This is a genomic window from Providencia rettgeri (assembly GCF_023205015.1).
Lineage (GTDB): Bacteria > Pseudomonadota > Gammaproteobacteria > Enterobacterales > Enterobacteriaceae > Providencia > Providencia rettgeri_E.
Genome location: NZ_CP096258.1, coordinates 1,480,108 through 1,494,549 on the forward strand (window position 1 = coordinate 1,480,108; position 14,442 = coordinate 1,494,549).

27 protein-coding genes are annotated in these 14,442 nt (G+C 41.1%); 8 read left to right on the forward strand and 19 right to left on the reverse strand.

The features are described 5' to 3' along the window. Positions 1 to 104 precede the first annotated feature (104 nt). The 14 genes from M0M83_RS06520 to M0M83_RS06585 all read right to left on the reverse strand — a co-directional run bounded on the left by M0M83_RS06520 (position 105) and on the right by M0M83_RS06585 (position 5,842). Positions 105 to 392 carry a hypothetical protein gene (locus M0M83_RS06520; protein ID WP_248467899.1) on the reverse strand — a complete coding sequence of 96 codons (288 nt, stop codon included), beginning with the start codon at positions 390 to 392 and terminating at the stop codon, positions 105 to 107. After that, a complete protein-coding gene (locus M0M83_RS06525) occupies positions 392 to 673 on the reverse strand; it encodes a hypothetical protein (protein ID WP_248467900.1) in 282 nt (93 codons plus the stop codon). Before M0M83_RS06525 ends, M0M83_RS06520 begins: the two co-directional genes overlap by 1 nt. Before the next feature lie 352 nt (positions 674 to 1,025). Continuing rightward, positions 1,026 to 1,580: a hypothetical protein gene (locus tag M0M83_RS06530; RefSeq protein ID WP_248467902.1), complete on the reverse strand. Its 555-nt coding sequence runs from the start codon at positions 1,578 to 1,580 to the stop codon at positions 1,026 to 1,028. Positions 1,581 to 1,592: 12 nt separating this feature from the next. Then, complete coding sequence (ssb, locus tag M0M83_RS06535; RefSeq protein WP_248467904.1) at positions 1,593 to 2,051, reverse strand: single-stranded DNA-binding protein; 459 nt, start codon at positions 2,049 to 2,051, stop codon at positions 1,593 to 1,595. After that, positions 2,051 to 2,551 (reverse strand): HNH endonuclease signature motif containing protein, encoded by a 501-nt coding sequence (locus tag M0M83_RS06540; protein WP_208292102.1) that lies wholly within the window; start codon positions 2,549 to 2,551, stop codon positions 2,051 to 2,053. The genes ssb and M0M83_RS06540 overlap by 1 nt, the downstream gene beginning before the upstream one ends. Positions 2,552 to 2,597: 46 nt before the next feature. Then, positions 2,598 to 3,308 (reverse strand): Rad52/Rad22 family DNA repair protein, encoded by a 711-nt coding sequence (locus M0M83_RS06545; protein WP_248467905.1) that lies wholly within the window; start codon positions 3,306 to 3,308, stop codon positions 2,598 to 2,600. Positions 3,309 to 3,310: 2 nt separating this feature from the next. Further along, the gene (exoX, locus tag M0M83_RS06550; protein WP_248467907.1) at positions 3,311 to 3,985 is read right to left on the reverse strand and encodes an exodeoxyribonuclease X; all 675 of its coding nucleotides are present in this window, start codon (positions 3,983 to 3,985) and stop codon (positions 3,311 to 3,313) included. Further along, positions 3,975 to 4,328, reverse strand: a complete 354-nt coding sequence (locus M0M83_RS06555) for a hypothetical protein (RefSeq protein WP_248467909.1) — start codon at positions 4,326 to 4,328, stop codon at positions 3,975 to 3,977. Before M0M83_RS06555 ends, exoX begins: the two co-directional genes overlap by 11 nt. Beyond that, positions 4,321 to 4,473: a hypothetical protein gene (locus M0M83_RS06560; protein ID WP_248467910.1), complete on the reverse strand. Its 153-nt coding sequence runs from the start codon at positions 4,471 to 4,473 to the stop codon at positions 4,321 to 4,323. Before M0M83_RS06560 ends, M0M83_RS06555 begins: the two co-directional genes overlap by 8 nt. 127 nt (positions 4,474 to 4,600) lie before the next feature. Beyond that, entirely contained in the window at positions 4,601 to 4,783 is a 183-nt protein-coding gene (locus tag M0M83_RS06565; RefSeq protein WP_210789361.1) for a host cell division inhibitory peptide Kil, read from the reverse strand. Between the two features lie 108 nt (positions 4,784 to 4,891). Next, positions 4,892 to 5,128: a hypothetical protein gene (locus M0M83_RS06570; RefSeq protein ID WP_248467912.1), complete on the reverse strand. Its 237-nt coding sequence runs from the start codon at positions 5,126 to 5,128 to the stop codon at positions 4,892 to 4,894. Between the two features lie 10 nt (positions 5,129 to 5,138). Then, complete coding sequence (locus M0M83_RS21710) at positions 5,139 to 5,333, reverse strand: DUF5086 domain-containing protein (RefSeq protein ID WP_248467914.1); 195 nt, start codon at positions 5,331 to 5,333, stop codon at positions 5,139 to 5,141. A gap of 29 nt (positions 5,334 to 5,362) precedes the next feature. Beyond that, positions 5,363 to 5,635, reverse strand: coding sequence for a hypothetical protein (locus M0M83_RS06580; RefSeq protein WP_036982994.1), 273 nt, complete (start codon positions 5,633 to 5,635; stop codon positions 5,363 to 5,365). Between the two features lie 18 nt (positions 5,636 to 5,653). Beyond that, on the reverse strand, positions 5,654 to 5,842 hold the full coding sequence (locus tag M0M83_RS06585; RefSeq protein WP_248467916.1) for a hypothetical protein: 189 nt from the start codon (positions 5,840 to 5,842) through the stop codon (positions 5,654 to 5,656). Between the two features lie 490 nt (positions 5,843 to 6,332). Here M0M83_RS06585 and M0M83_RS21715 point away from each other — a divergent pair, with 490 nt between their 5' ends. Further along, the gene (locus M0M83_RS21715; RefSeq protein ID WP_248467918.1) at positions 6,333 to 6,626 is read left to right on the forward strand and encodes a DUF2622 domain-containing protein; all 294 of its coding nucleotides are present in this window, start codon (positions 6,333 to 6,335) and stop codon (positions 6,624 to 6,626) included. Here the strand turns inward: M0M83_RS21715 and M0M83_RS06595 are convergent. The 5 genes from M0M83_RS06595 to M0M83_RS06615 form a co-directional block, all read right to left on the reverse strand. Further along, positions 6,600 to 6,761, reverse strand: a complete 162-nt coding sequence (locus M0M83_RS06595) for a hypothetical protein (RefSeq protein ID WP_248467920.1) — start codon at positions 6,759 to 6,761, stop codon at positions 6,600 to 6,602. The two genes, M0M83_RS21715 and M0M83_RS06595, sit on opposite strands and share 27 nt — an antisense overlap. 14 nt (positions 6,762 to 6,775) lie before the next feature. Continuing rightward, the gene (locus M0M83_RS06600) at positions 6,776 to 7,051 is read right to left on the reverse strand and encodes a hypothetical protein (protein WP_248467922.1); all 276 of its coding nucleotides are present in this window, start codon (positions 7,049 to 7,051) and stop codon (positions 6,776 to 6,778) included. 375 nt (positions 7,052 to 7,426) lie between these two features. Beyond that, positions 7,427 to 7,933, reverse strand: coding sequence for a hypothetical protein (locus M0M83_RS06605; protein ID WP_105881157.1), 507 nt, complete (start codon positions 7,931 to 7,933; stop codon positions 7,427 to 7,429). A gap of 16 nt (positions 7,934 to 7,949) precedes the next feature. Continuing rightward, positions 7,950 to 9,011, reverse strand: coding sequence for a hypothetical protein (locus M0M83_RS06610; protein WP_129467312.1), 1,062 nt, complete (start codon positions 9,009 to 9,011; stop codon positions 7,950 to 7,952). Positions 9,012 to 9,069: 58 nt separating this feature from the next. After that, on the reverse strand, positions 9,070 to 9,717 hold the full coding sequence (locus M0M83_RS06615) for a LexA family protein (RefSeq protein WP_248467924.1): 648 nt from the start codon (positions 9,715 to 9,717) through the stop codon (positions 9,070 to 9,072). 119 nt (positions 9,718 to 9,836) lie between these two features. On the opposite strand from M0M83_RS06615, the gene M0M83_RS06620 reads away from it, so the two are divergent. The 7 genes from M0M83_RS06620 (at position 9,837) to M0M83_RS06650 (ending at position 14,432) form a co-directional block, all read left to right on the forward strand. Then, positions 9,837 to 10,046 (forward strand): helix-turn-helix transcriptional regulator, encoded by a 210-nt coding sequence (locus tag M0M83_RS06620; protein ID WP_070929292.1) that lies wholly within the window; start codon positions 9,837 to 9,839, stop codon positions 10,044 to 10,046. Between the two features lie 109 nt (positions 10,047 to 10,155). Further along, positions 10,156 to 10,476: a CII family transcriptional regulator gene (locus M0M83_RS06625; RefSeq protein WP_108478621.1), complete on the forward strand. Its 321-nt coding sequence runs from the start codon at positions 10,156 to 10,158 to the stop codon at positions 10,474 to 10,476. A gap of 119 nt (positions 10,477 to 10,595) precedes the next feature. Beyond that, entirely contained in the window at positions 10,596 to 10,922 is a 327-nt protein-coding gene (locus M0M83_RS06630) for a hypothetical protein (RefSeq protein ID WP_210845396.1), read from the forward strand. Positions 10,923 to 11,230: 308 nt separating this feature from the next. Continuing rightward, positions 11,231 to 11,617: a hypothetical protein gene (locus M0M83_RS06635; RefSeq protein WP_226693973.1), complete on the forward strand. Its 387-nt coding sequence runs from the start codon at positions 11,231 to 11,233 to the stop codon at positions 11,615 to 11,617. Between the two features lie 2 nt (positions 11,618 to 11,619). Then, entirely contained in the window at positions 11,620 to 13,257 is a 1,638-nt protein-coding gene (locus M0M83_RS06640; RefSeq protein WP_248467926.1) for a DEAD/DEAH box helicase, read from the forward strand. After that, entirely contained in the window at positions 13,220 to 14,176 is a 957-nt protein-coding gene (locus M0M83_RS06645; protein WP_248467928.1) for a primase-helicase zinc-binding domain-containing protein, read from the forward strand. Before M0M83_RS06640 ends, M0M83_RS06645 begins: the two co-directional genes overlap by 38 nt. Positions 14,177 to 14,201: 25 nt before the next feature. Then, positions 14,202 to 14,432, forward strand: coding sequence for a hypothetical protein (locus M0M83_RS06650; protein WP_248467930.1), 231 nt, complete (start codon positions 14,202 to 14,204; stop codon positions 14,430 to 14,432). The last annotated feature ends 10 nt before the right edge of the window (positions 14,433 to 14,442 follow it).

Consider the following 14,442-nt stretch of genomic DNA (forward strand, 5'->3'; position numbering starts at 1 on the left):
GCACGACTCTCGCATTCTTGCTGTGTGTATATTTGCTCAGATACAGGCACAGCAGAACCCTGTATTAGCATGAGTAATACATATCCGATTATTTGCATTGTTGTTTAATCTAATTTATAGAGTGGAATATTTATTGAGCCTGATTGCTCGGCGTTAATATGAGTGAATCCATGCTGATTGATATAATTAATACCATTTGATTCCATATAACCAACAGGCTCCAAGTTATTAATTAAACTCTCGCGTGATGCTTGCCAGCTAATCCACATTAAATCAATGTCACGGTCAGCGTAATTTAATCCGTTATTTGCGCGTTTAAGTTTTGATTCAAATTCTGACGGGTCGCTAAGTTTCTTTATTGTTTCTTCAAATTGCTGCCTTGATTTATCCATCACTCCACCTTTTTAGCTGAAAATACTGGCTCAAATTCACGCTCAACCTCAAATATCCCTAGGTATTCATCGTCAATCCAGAGCATAAATAAGCATGGAAATCTGCTCTCCCATCCATCACAGTCATGGTGATAATATCCTGCGCATTCTTCAATGCATGAATCGAGGTCATCATCAGCACTGAAATTATGGTCATCTGGTAATTCATAACGGAGGTTGTTGGTAATTTCTGATGGGTCTTCATCTTTGCTGTCAGCTATGTAAAACTGAATTATTGCCATTATTCATTCCTCTTATCGCATCTATTTAATCGATATGATTAAAATAATTCATCAATGTTTTTAATTTATGACCTATAGTTAATTTGAACTTTCTAATTATTTTTGTAGTCCTCGCCGATTCTCCCTGTGTCGGCATTTTTTTATCTAGCTTCCTTGCTAAATTCCATGCCTTAACTATTCTTAAACTGCATACACAGATAAATTATAAGTTTCATTCCTGCACGTCCCCTTGCCGTCCTCTCTGTGGCGGCTTTTTTATTCATTGCATCCTTGCAAATATATCCATGGTTATATCCTTTGGTTAAATCACATAAATAGCGTGGCGTGGGTAGGGGAGCCCGATAGGAGCGAATCACAAAGACTGGAAGGATGGCAGTAATTCACCTTCTTCTATTTTGTAATCCGCCCATTTACTGGCTAGTGTTTCAGGTATTGAAATCATTGAGGCGGCAGTTACAATTTCATTCGGCATCAGAAAAACATGCTCAGTTTCATTGTCATCATTAAGAGCGTATAGAACGAAGAAGTCAGCGGTATCCTTTTGTTTGTTTATGCAATAACCCCATCTTGGGGCTGCATTTTTAATGCCTCTCCCTTGCTGTTTTCGCCTTATTCTTGACGTTTTAACATCTATCGTTATATTTCCAATGGTGAAATCAATATCTGCTTGATACTTCAAGTCATTATTATCTATGGCTATTGGAACTGCCTTCTTAAACTTTTGCTCACCAATAACCGCTATTCTATCTGTAACTGAACCATATCTAGCTTTATCGCCAGTTACTGGATAATCCGCCTTCCTTAGCGTGCTATATACCGATTGCCACGGCATACCTAGCTCCATGCCAACTAACTTAAGGTTTTTATGTCGAGAGTAACTTTCTATACATAATTGCGTATTATCCATTCTCGATTCCTTCTAAAACGGGATCATATCATCATCAAAGTCTAATGGTGGCTCATTCTGCGGCGCTTGTGACTGCTGAGGTTGTCGCGTTGGTTGCTGGCTTCCTGCCTGATTATTGCCACCGTTACCGCCTAGCATTTGCATAGAGCCGCCGATATTTACCACTACTTCTGTTGTGTATCGGTCTTGACCGCTTTGGTCTTGCCATTTACGCGTCTGTAAAGAACCTTCGATATAGACTTGTGAGCCTTTTTTCAGGTATTCACCTGCAATCTCAGCTAATTTCCCGAAGATGCACACTCGATGCCATTCAGTTTTCTCGCGCATTTCACCTGATTGCTTATCACGCCACGATTCCGATGTGGCTAGTGTGAGATTTGCTACTGCGCCACCTGCTGGCATGTGCTGAATTTCAGGGTCTTGGCCTAAGTGACCAATGAGTATTACCTTACAAACTCCACGGCTTGCCATTATTTTAATCTCCCATTTTGGTCTCTTTTTCTGTTTTTAATGTTCTCCAGAGCGTGATGCCTTGCGTGTGATTCTCTGGTCATTAGTTGAAGGTTTTCTGGTGAGTTATTACTTCTATTGTGGTCTATGTGATGAACGCACTCATTCGGCATTAGCTTTCTCCCTATTATTTTTTCCATAATTACAACGTGGGCTGACCTTCCTTTGTTCTCGCCCATAGTTATTTCAATATATCCGCTAGGTTTTAGTGAGAATCCTTTTCCTATTCCAGACCTGCCTTTAGATATATTTTCCTTCCATTCTTTGGTGAATGTTCTTTTCTTTCCTAGAAGTCCTTTGCCGAGCTTGCCTTGCGATGACGCTAGCCTTATTGCATCAACTCTACTTCTGAGTATATTTTTCTTTTTTAATCTGAATCGAATTGTTGATAGTGGGATTCCAGTTTTATTACTGATTTCTGTTATGCTCATTCCTGAGAGGTATAGCTCCACTTCATCCATAATCGCCACCAATAAGTATGATCTTATTTACGCCTTTACTTGCCATTTACGCCGCCTTTTTAAGTTCGTTAATTCTAATGCCTGTTAATCTATGGCATTCATCCTGAAGTTGCTTATTGCCTTCCAGTGCGCCCCACGTTTCCCTATATTTAGTCATGATTTCGTCTTCATTGGTCGCCTTTAATAGATAGGCTGTAAAAACATCAAGTGGAGTCTCAGCTTCCTGCTGTTGGTTCGCTTGCTGTTTATGTTCATTTCGTGGCGCATTAGATGAAGGTAGTGCCCATGCTGGTAGTGTAGGGATTTCCCACCAAAATATAGTTCCATCCTTGGTTTTGGCTCTAACCCATCCATTTTGATCTTTGGGCTTTTCAGTAACGCATTTGGTAAATGACTCTTCTAGTTGATACAGGTATCTACCAATGCCCCACTGAACTGCCGCGCGTTTCATTGAGCCAGACATACCGCCTTTTACCGCTTCCACTGCGGTATTTTCAGCACCATCCCATTTAGTGATCCATTCGTTATCAATTTTTATTGATATTCCACACATGACGCCTTTATCTGGTGCTGGGGTGAATTCATTTTTCCAGCCTTGTTTTCCGCAAACTTCATCCAATCGCTTTTGAATAGCTCGATTTGTCACATATGCGAGAACCATTGCCCAGCAAGCACCTTTGTTTGTTTTTCCTGATTGCTGAACTCTCCATTCAATATCGTTAGGGCTGAATGGCTCATCTAGTTTGTTTAAGTCCATATTTACCTCTCAAGCCAATAATTAATACTAAACTCAACATCAGGGTCTAAATCAGGTTGGCCTAGCAGCCAAGTTAAATACCCTGCGTTTTCTTTCTTTACTTCGGTAAATGTGATCCCTTTGTACTTACCGAAACGCAACTTGCTTAATAGTGATGGCTGATTAGTTATTTCTAACATTTCCGTATCTGACCATCCGGAATCATCCTTGATCCGTTTAAATAATGACGCTGTAACAATGCAGTCATATAGAGCTCTGTGAGCGTGTAGCTCCTCTGGAACATGAACATCAAGTTTCAGTGCGTAGCGTAGATATTGATTGCTGTGACTTTCTAGCTCAGGCCATAAACGCCTCGCTAGTTTTAGAGTGCAAATAAAAGGCACGTCCATTTCTGGCATCATTCGTTTATCGAACTCGGCATTATGTGCAACCAGATAATCAGCGCCTTTATAAACATCAATTACATCTTCAATAAGCGGGGATAGCTCAACCATCTCATCGGTGATATGGTGAATAGCCATTGCGCTTATTGAGATTGGTTTCTGAGGGTTTATAAAGTGGGATTGCTGCGAGTTATAATCAATTTCTGAGTTGTTTAAATCGATGCTTGCTATTTCAACAATTCCGCTGTCAAAGTCGCAAGTTTCGGTATCTATTGTTCTGTATTTAGTCACCAACTTTTCTACCTCCCATTGACAATTCTGTAATGTTTAGATAAGGGTCAAAGTTACCTTTGGATATATGCCTTGCGTACCGCTTCAAGTCAGCCTGTCTTCGTTGCGCTTGAATGTGTTCAGGTAGAGGAGGGTAGAATTGAGACATTTCTAAGTTTTGACTTTTAACTAGTGCGGCATGAGCTAATTCTAGTGTTGAAACCCTTTCAACTGGTTGAATTTCATTGCCAGTTAAGTCACGCACTCTTCGCCTTTCGATATCATCATCAATCATTGAGAAAGCATATTTCAGGGCGGCATCCTTGCTTTTATGACTAGGGAATGCAGGTATTAAATACTTACCCATATTCACCTCTCATCCACCTGTTAGGCGTTGACTGAGGCTGAATACCAAGGCTTTCCATGCGATAGTATTCAGCTTCTTCCTCACGCTCCCTGCGTCGCTTCTCGGCATCCTGCCTTTGCTTGAGTTCATACTCTGAAATTCTCATGCTGCGCCCTTACGTGAATGCGAATGACCCACGATTATTAACTTGACGTAAAATGCGATTTGTCTTTTCGCATTGCTGTTTAAATCTCCAATCAGCAAACAATAATTCGACTTGTTGCTCAGTCATTTCAGACTCGCGAAGTAGGGTGAATATCTGTTGCTTTGCGTGTTTCTGCTTTGCGTTCATGTTGTACTCCGTATGCTGTTTTTAATGTTTCGTTTGCTTCGCTCCATCCGTTCTCATCCTTGAGATAACGTGCAATTCCAGCTTTGCTTTGGGCTACACGTAATTTGTATTTATCAATGTTCATGCTTACCTCCAGATGTGCGAAACCCTCACGTATCTTTCGATAGCGATTGTTATTTAGGTTCTGGTGTTGGTGCGGTGGGTTACTGCTGACCGAGGGCTTTTGCGATTGCTAGAGTGGTAATTCTAACTTGGCGACAACTTCATCAAAATCAACTTCGAACTCTTCGCAGTAGTCTCGCAGAACAGTAAATTCAATGGAATTATTTACAGCTTGAGCCTCATCCTGAGTAAGCAAATCATCACGGTAATCATAGAATGCTGCGGCTGTTAATCGACCACCTAAAATATCCGTTCCTGCATTTATAGGCGGCTCCTTCCCATCCTCATACTCAACTACGAATGTCATTTTTCCCATATCACCCCCTAGCCTTTAACATTGCATCTGCCAGCTTATAGGCCTCAGTGGCGAATTCATCTTCTGACCAGTTGTGATACACGCCCTGAGTTGCCGCATCGTTGTATATGCCGATGATTACAGCATTCAGTGCCGCCATTGCGAACTTGTCGCGCAGCTCTTCCAGTTGCCACGGTAAACTCTGTTTATCTGTCATACTCCCTCCGTTATTAACTAAACACGATGCTAGTTGCTTTCACATTTTACGCCACAGAAAGGGCAGAATGAGAACGTAACGGGGAAATCCTGCTTTGTTAGGCGGGCTTTCGGTGTGCCGTCCTTTTTGACTTCCTGATAACTGGCGTTGTATTCAATGAAATAATTAACTGACATGACGCCGCCAGACATAAACAAGCCTGATTGTTTCCAGCCAGAAGACCGTAGGCTTGCGCCTTCAGGTAGTTTTGCTTTGATGCGGCTTTCCATGTCATCGCCTAATTTTGTAAAGCAATCACACATATCTCTATCTCCTATCTATTAATCACCAATCCATTCAAGGTATTGCATCTCTTGAATAACTTGCTCGTCTGTTGGCTCTCGATTCTCTTTATTGCACTCCTTGCAATTTGTTGCCGCTACTGGTTGACCCATGCAGCCACATTCACGACCAGAGCAACAGGTAATAAACTCAATGCCGTCTTGGCAATATTTATTGCTACACTTCATTGCAGCTCCTATCTATTAATCAACTCACCAACCTATTGATAATCCACACTCTCGCAGTGGACGCGCTCATGCCCTTGAGTTCATGTCGCATATAGCCGCTAATAACTGGTGCGTATTTGGCTTGTACGCTGCTTTACCAGAGCATATTCGCTTATTAACCCTCACAACGGTGTGCTAAACCTGCTCGCCATTACGCGACTCGGGGCTGAATCATGACTTCAGCTTGCAAGATGCGGTCTATCCGCTTACTTGTTACATAAATCCTCCGATTCAGACGGTACTTTTCGTAAAGACGAGACCGATTTATCGCCTTTGGTTTATTGTCGTGCTGTCAAAAAAGCTACCTCACCACAGCCCACCTTGATGGACTGTAATTAGTTAACTGTGCCTGCTTTTAACCACGTCAGGCGAGGTGGTTTCCTTCCTTTCCACAGTCAAGGAAAATTGATATATTGGTTATTCCACAGTCAAAATAAGGAATGTTTTTCAAATGGCAGATTATTTTGTAAGAATTGAAATTTATAATGCTGATATAAATGAATATGAATCTCTTCATGAAGCAATGGAGCTTTTACATATGCATAAATATTTTGATAATGATTCGCGAGTAAGAAAGGATTTACCTGATGGTACTTATGCGGGTCAATCTACACTATCAGCGGCTGAATTAAGGGATGCTATTACTAAAATAGCGACTCCACTATCTTCACAGACACCATCTATATTTGTTTGTGAGTTTAGTAACTGGGCGTCACTTTTATACTCCCACAATACCAAACCCTGACCCTTTTTCAGCCGTACCAGTAGGTAAGCTGGCTTGTCTGTTATTAATTAACTTCACAACCAGCTTTATTGCCTCCTGTCGTGAAATACCTTCATTTTCAGCTACTGTATTGATTAAACTTTCTAATTCTTCCATTGTGAATCTCCTATTTAACGTGCCGTAACACTTCCATCACTCATAATCGGCTTGCGTAGCCGTTGTTGCTTGCGTTCTACATCGGGTATGTCTTTTATCCCGATAAGTAAGTTGGCCAGTACATCGGTTTCGTCTACTGGTTTGATAATCGAATCCCATATTTCTTCCACTGAGCGGCTTTTAGGCTTCGCTGCATACTCCTCACGCTTTCCGTCCCAGAACGCCATTTGCTTTGCTAACCGGCGGCTCTTCGCGTTGTCTTTCTTTGGAATAACATTAATTGTTGCCATAACTCCCTCCTAAGTGATCTTTGGTGGTGATGCCGAATGCCTCCGGTAGCTGTCTTTCGCCCACAAGGCGACTGCTTGTCTTTTCGACCATCACCCCAAAAACCACTCAGTGGTGATCTAACGCTTAGTCAGATCTGGTTCCTAATTATTAAAGAGCATAAGGCGTATATTTCATGTTGCTTGCCTTCGATGGAGTTAAATGTATACGATTCGTAGATGGTTGTAAATACAAAATGTAGACCTTGTTTGCGTAATGGTGTCAACTATTTGTATTTTCAGGCAATTTATTTTCAAAAATTATTTATCTTGCGAGGAAAATCACACAGACGGGGAATTGCGGGCACAAAAAAGCCCTCGCGGGGAGGGCTGGAAGGGCTAATCGTCAGATTTTAATTTCTTTAGAAGCTCTTCTTTTTTCTTTTTCTTATCAGCTCTATGTATCATTAAATTCTTAAACGACTGAATTTCATGCATTATTGAGCGAATGTATATGAGTGTTGATAGCGAAGAAAAAATCAAGCCAAAGCAAATAGAAATGATTGTGCTCATACTTATAAATTGCTGTTCAAGCAAAAATAGCACTACAAAAATTATGGCTGAAACGAAATAAAAGCAAATAAGAGCATACAGCCTATTTTGTTTTGCGGTTACTATCCCTTTTAACCTACGAATCTCCGAAGATGTTAGTTCGGTGTGCTCGCTAGACTCTGGTAATTTAAGCATAGCTTGCACAGAAAAGGTGGCTGGGAATAATAAAAGCGTCACGAGTATCCAAGGCGTTATTGTGGTGTTTATTGCCATGTAGTTAGACGCAATCTTAGTAACTAAAAAACCAATAATGAAGGCTACTATCATATTAAAAAGCAATTTTTTAGTGCTCATATAGCCTCCTATTTACTTAATCTTTAGCTCCGATCTCCCCCGCATCTACTTTGGATAAAAGCCATTTATGCATTTGCAAATATAAGTGATTTTCGTCAATTAGTCCATTGTTGTATTGAACGTTTAGATTGCCTCTTAGCCTTAGCTCACTGCCTTTTATCATACCTCCACCATCCAGATCTATTTGTATATCTTCCTCGTCAATATGTCTCATTGAGCTTGCTAAGCTGTCTAACACAGCTTGTCCTGATTTCGATGTTTTTCTAAAGTAAGTTATCTCTAAAGTAACTTGAATATTGGCATCATCTAAGGCGTCTTCTAATTTGAGGTTGCTGAATTCCTTATCCCCAAGCATGGCTCTGATTATATTGCCACCTCGTCCAGTTGGCATATATTTTATTTTTTTGACTCTTTCTTGCTTGCTTTCTGATTGGTGTTTAATTGAGATATCGCCATTTCCACTTTCTGCTTTAACTGGAACGCTGCCAAGTTTTATTTTTCGAACTGGGGTGCTTTCCATAATAGATATGGTTTTTTCTGCTGGCTTATCTTGCAAAATAAGACAACCATCATCATTTAACTGATCTGAAAAACTATGTATTAACCAGTTGAAGTGGGTTTCTATATCCTTTGATGTCAATGCCTTGGATTGAACTATCATTACGTGATTCTGGAAAACGCCGAAGTGTAGGATGGAGTCAATAAATTCCCTTTTTATTCTTTTTGTATCCTCTTTGGTTAGCTCCTCATCAGATAAAAGCTGTATTTGTTCAGATGTTATTGAGTTAATATCATAAAATTCAGAGTCTTCATTAATGGTCATCAAGGCTTGGCTTTTACCCTGCTCAAAAAGAATTAACTGACCAAATAATATCGTCTTATATAGCTCATTCTTGTTCACCATTCGGAATGGACTATTAGTGTCTAATGGAGATATTTTTTCCCGTCTATCAGACACTTTAGATGCAGTCCCGCCTTTGGATATAATGGAGCTTAATATTTCTTGCAGAGTTGCTTCACAATTAGGAATAACCGCTCTTTTGTAATGAACTACCTTGCTTCTAGTATCCTTAGCCATCCTTACCATTCCTATGAATTAAAATTATTTGATAATTTATATTAACACCACTCACACCCTAAAACGTGTCGTCAGGCCACTGAGACTTAACTACTTTACCGATGATCTGGCAATTGCCATTAATTGGGATAAGGTCAAACCGTGGGTTCAACGGCTCCAAATAATCTTGCCCCGACTCTCTAATTAACCGCTTAAATGTAAACTCATCACCATGTAATCGTGCTATACAAAAATCACCGAAGTCTACATCTTGATCGGGGTCAACAAGTATCAGCATACCTTCAGGAAAACTAGGGCGACCACCTTGAGGGGCTGTCATTGAGTGACCTTCAACCTCCAGCCAGAATGAGCTATCACTTGCCTTCTTGGCTGTTGGTATCCATGCGATGGCATCTTTCTCTGTATATGAATTACTGTTTTCGGTAAATGATCCAGCCTGTACTTTAGAGAGTAATGGGTATTCATAGGTTGGTTCAACTCTACTAATCGACTCCTCATCAATGCTAATCGTGCCATCTTGATTTATGGTCGGGTTATTGACGCCAACATATGCAAGTATCCCAGCTATTTCACTAAATGCTGGTTCTCTCTTTCCTGTCATCCAATGCCCAACGGCACCTTTCGATACTGAAAAATGCTCAGCCAGATGATCGTATGTAATGCCCTTATCTTTCATAAGGGACTTGGCTAGTTCATACCATTTCATTTTCATAACCCAATAATACGATATGTATACATAAATGTAGACAGACAATATGTATACTTTTATATTGAAATTACGGATACTTTATGTATACTCTCGTAATGAACAATAAGGAGGTTCAGATGAATTACATAAGCCGATATAGAAAAAAACTTGGGCTTACACAGACAGATTTAGCTAAAGAGCTAGGCTGCACAAAAGGAAACATTAGCCATTATGAAAATGGCAGACGTAAAGCAGACCTTGAAGTATGCAGACAGCTAGTTAGCTTTTTTAACAATAACGGGATTAACGTCACTATCGATGACATTTTTCCGCCTAAAGCAGCATAGATTTACTCGTTCTTTAACATCGCTAAACCGCTCTGAATATGCGTTGGAGCAAAACTTAACTCACAGGATCGTGAGCAACGGACTAACTACGTCAAAAGGAATTTAACAAATGGACTACGCAATTTCACGCAACGTGCGAGCAATTGAGGCTCGTATTCGCAAAGGGATCATCTTAACCACACCTAAGCAAGTTGCTAAGGCTGTCGGTGTACACGAATCCCAAATCACTAGATGGCAAGCTGAGAACGGCTTTGTTGAGAAGGCAGCAAGACTGCTGGACGCAATAGGGTTCGATGCGCCAATTCAAGATGTGATTATTCAGGGTGATGAGGCTAGGGCATTAATTCAGATGCTAGAGCATGTCAGATACCCAAAAAGAAAAACCTCAAAGGCGGCAACCGATGAGGCTCAAATTAGTTTAAACATCTAATTGTAGTTACCCATTAATACTGGACGAATATTCAGTGTTAGTCAAATGATTTGATCACTCATAGATAAGCTCGTTAATTTATTTTTAATGGGCTTTAAATTCATGGAGTTAAAAAGTATATGGATAATTATGAGTATAACGTCAATGTTTTAATGCCAAGTTATTATTTTGAACAAGATGAAAACTGGATAAGAGAAATGCTATTGAGACTAAGGCCATCAGTAAGGCCAAAGGTATCAGTTAAATATTCTGAGGTTTATCAAGAACATTTCGACGACGAGCCTATATCTTACAAAAAAATAAATGCTGGCAGAAAAGCAGCAAATACGAGGCTGAGAAACTTTGTAAAAAACTACGCCTCCTATCTCGATGGGCATGTTTCTGATCCGAGAGTTTTTCAACAAGGCACTAGCCAGAAGAACCAACCATCTCAAGGCGTCGCCTGAATCACCGAATTCAATACAAAAATATGGCCTGTTCCTTGGAAAGTGTAGCAATGCTGATGCATGGCACTAGGCATAAGTATCTGATTCAAAAACCAAAAAGAAGAAAATCCGAGTTCTGAATTTACCCCTATAAGGACAAGGAGAGGGCAATTAAGAAATTCGTTAAAAATCATGAGGTTAATCAACATCAAAACGACAGGGTTTGTCGCTTTTTGCGACAGGTTCGGTCGCTTTGTTAAAAATCAATAGGTTACGATTTTATGCACAAATGGTCACGAGTTTTTAAAGCCAAGGAGCTGTTTAAACGAATGGCTGGATTGTCTCCCGTAGCAACGGAGCTGTACGGACATATCGTTGAGAATTGTGACTGGCGGCATGGGCGTTTTGTTGCAACTTCGGCAGAGGTAGCAAGTGAGTTAAACGTCACAGCGCGAAGTATTCAGAGAGCCAACAAAGAGCTTGAGGTTGCAGGTTTAATCAAATTCAAGCGTGGCATATACGCAATAAATCCAGAATTTAACTGGGGGGGGAGGAGCTGGAATATATCGAAATCCTGTTACTACACGATGGACAGAAAAGGTGCTCAGGTTATTGATTTTAATGACGCAGCAGAAGCCATTAATTCAAAAAAGCTTGAGGAGATAGCCCGAAAAACCTTGAGGGAGGCAAACGGGCGTAACGCAAAAAGGAATTAATCATGCTCAGTATAACGCCAAAAGCTAAGCAAGTCACCGCATTGGATATGCTCAGGCAAAACTGGAATCAGCATCGAACGATGTTACTTTCGGCAAGTGTGGGGTTTGGCAAAACGGCAATAGCCGCATTCATGGCAGATGGCCTAGTTTCTAGGAAGCTGCGAGTTATGTTTGTAGCGCCTTACACAGTGTTGTTAGACCAGACAGCCACACGGTTTGTTGAATATGGTTTGCCGCCGGACGAAATCAGTTATGTGTGGCGAGATCATCCACTGTATGACCCCGACAAGCTAATTCAAATTGCATCAGCAGATACGCTAATTCGTCGTAAGTTTCCTGACAATATCGATTTACTCATCATCGATGAAGCCCACATGAAGCGAAAAAAAATACTCGAAATTATTCGAGATACGGATATTCGCGTAGTTGGATTATCAGGAACGCCATTTGCTGGGTGGATGGGGGAATACTACGAAACACTGATTAAACCAACGACGATGAAAGAGTTAATCGAAATTGGTGATCTGAGTCCTTACGAGTTTTACGCGCCAGATAACCCTGATGTTAGCGGTGTGAAAACATCAAAATTATCAGCATTCGGTAATGACTACAACGAGGAGCAGTTAGCCAAAATCATGGGCGATTCTGATTTAGTCGGGAATATCGTTAAGTTTTGGCTAGAACATGGCGAGGACAGGCCAACGGTTTGTTTTTGCGTCAATGTCAGCCATGCAAGCTACGTCACGATGGAATTTAACCGAGCGGGGATCAACGCTGAGGTAATGACGGCAGATACTCCACACGATGAGCGGCAATTGATTATTAACCGTTTTGAGAGTGGGGCGACAAAAATCATCGTTAACGTTGGGGTTCTAGTCGCTGGGTTCGATAGTGATGTTCGCTGCATCATCTACGCAAGGCCAACAAAGTCAGAAATTAGATGGGTTCAGTGTCTTGGGCGCGGATTGAGAACAGCGAAAGGAAAAGACAAGTGTCTCATATTCGACCACTCAGGATCAGTTCACTTACTTGGCTTTCCTGATGATATCGAATACGACGATTTGCAAAAGAAAAACGATGGGATGAAAACTCAAAGTGGCTACAGCGAGAAAGAAAAAGCTGAGAAAAAACCTAAAGAGTGTCCATCGTGTCACTACATGAAGCCAGCAGGTGTTTATGTTTGCCCTAAGTGTGGATTTAAACCACTGATGGGAGAAAACGTTCAAGTCGATGAAACTCGCGAACTCAAAAAGCTGAAAGCGGATGAGCAGATATTCACCAAGGAGCAAAAACAGAGTTGGTGGTCACAAATCAAGTTTTATCAAAAACAGCGTGAGATATCAGGTAAGCCGATTTCAGATGGTTGGTGTGCTCACACATACAAGAAAAAATTTGGTGTATGGCCTCGTGGTTTACACGACTCACCACAGGAAATAACACCCGAAGTCAGTAACTACATTCGGTCAAAAAATATCGCCTTTGCAAAAATGCAGGAGAAGCAAAACGCCAAAGAGGTAAAGCCGAAAACAGAGTCTGAAAAAATGGACTCTGCAAAGTCACACCTGAAAAGCATACGAGAACAACTCAGTTTAGGAGGTAATCGTGAAGACGGTAGAAGCAGTAGTAGGTCGATGGCCTGAAATATTTGAGTATTACAAATTACCGCCAATCACAGGGAAAAAACATTATCTAGGTGAATGTCCAATATGTGGCAAGAAAGGGAAATTCAGGATAGACGATAAAAACGGAAAGGGATCTTGGATATGTTCATGTGGGGCTGGGGATGGTTGGAAGCTACTGGAACTTACCCAGCAAAAAGATTTTAGAGTTTTAGCCAGTGAGATAGACCGATTAATCGGAAATAGTTATTCAGGCCAAGCAGTACCGCAAGCCCAATCAGATGTAAAAGCCACTCATTCAAAAGTTATCGCAAAGTTCGCCTCACTAATCCCTCTTAAAGACACATCCGCTCACCGTTATTTGATGGGCAGGGGGATCAACGTTTTACCGTCTCAGCATATCAGATACAGCAGCATGCAACAGAACGGATTTACTTCGCTCTGGTCAATTGCAACAGATGATCGCGGTGCTGGCTGTTATCTGCATAGGACGTTCTTGGATGGTGAAAAAAAGGCAAACTTTGAAGGAAATAAACGCCTTACCAAACTACAGGAAGATAATTATTTAGATTTTGCTGGCTCTATCGCCATTCGAATGACCCCAGTAGCATCAACGCTGGGTATCGCCGAGGGAATAGAAACGGCTCTTTCCTGTCAGCAAGTCTACGGCTGTAATACATGGTCGACGCTTAACGCCAATTTCATGCGTAAGTTTAGAGCACCGAAAGGCGTTAAACATCTCATCATATTTGCAGACACGGACAGCAACGGCACAGGGCTAGCAGCCGCCTTTGAGTGTGGCAATAGAAACATTCTAAGTAACAACGATGTTGAAAAAGTCAGCGTCCGATGGATTGACGGAACAGGCGATTTTAACGACATGCTAGTCAATGGGGCAAAGGTATTTCAACAGGAGTTATGGCGCAAGCAAGCAGCCTAACACACCAAATCATAAGGACTTCTAGATGAGCGTATTATTTCACAAGGATTACCCATATTCAGATTTAGATAACTGCTACAAAAACTATGAGTTGCTAATCGATAGTCAGCAATGGATAAACCACCCACTGGTAGACACCGCAGATCACCCAATCAAAAGAAAAGCAACGCGATTGATTAGGCAAATGAACAGGTGTTTTCCAAGAGGCAAGGCATACATGCGAGTTAGTAAGCGCGAGTTTATGGCGGGCAATTAAGCGAGGTGTT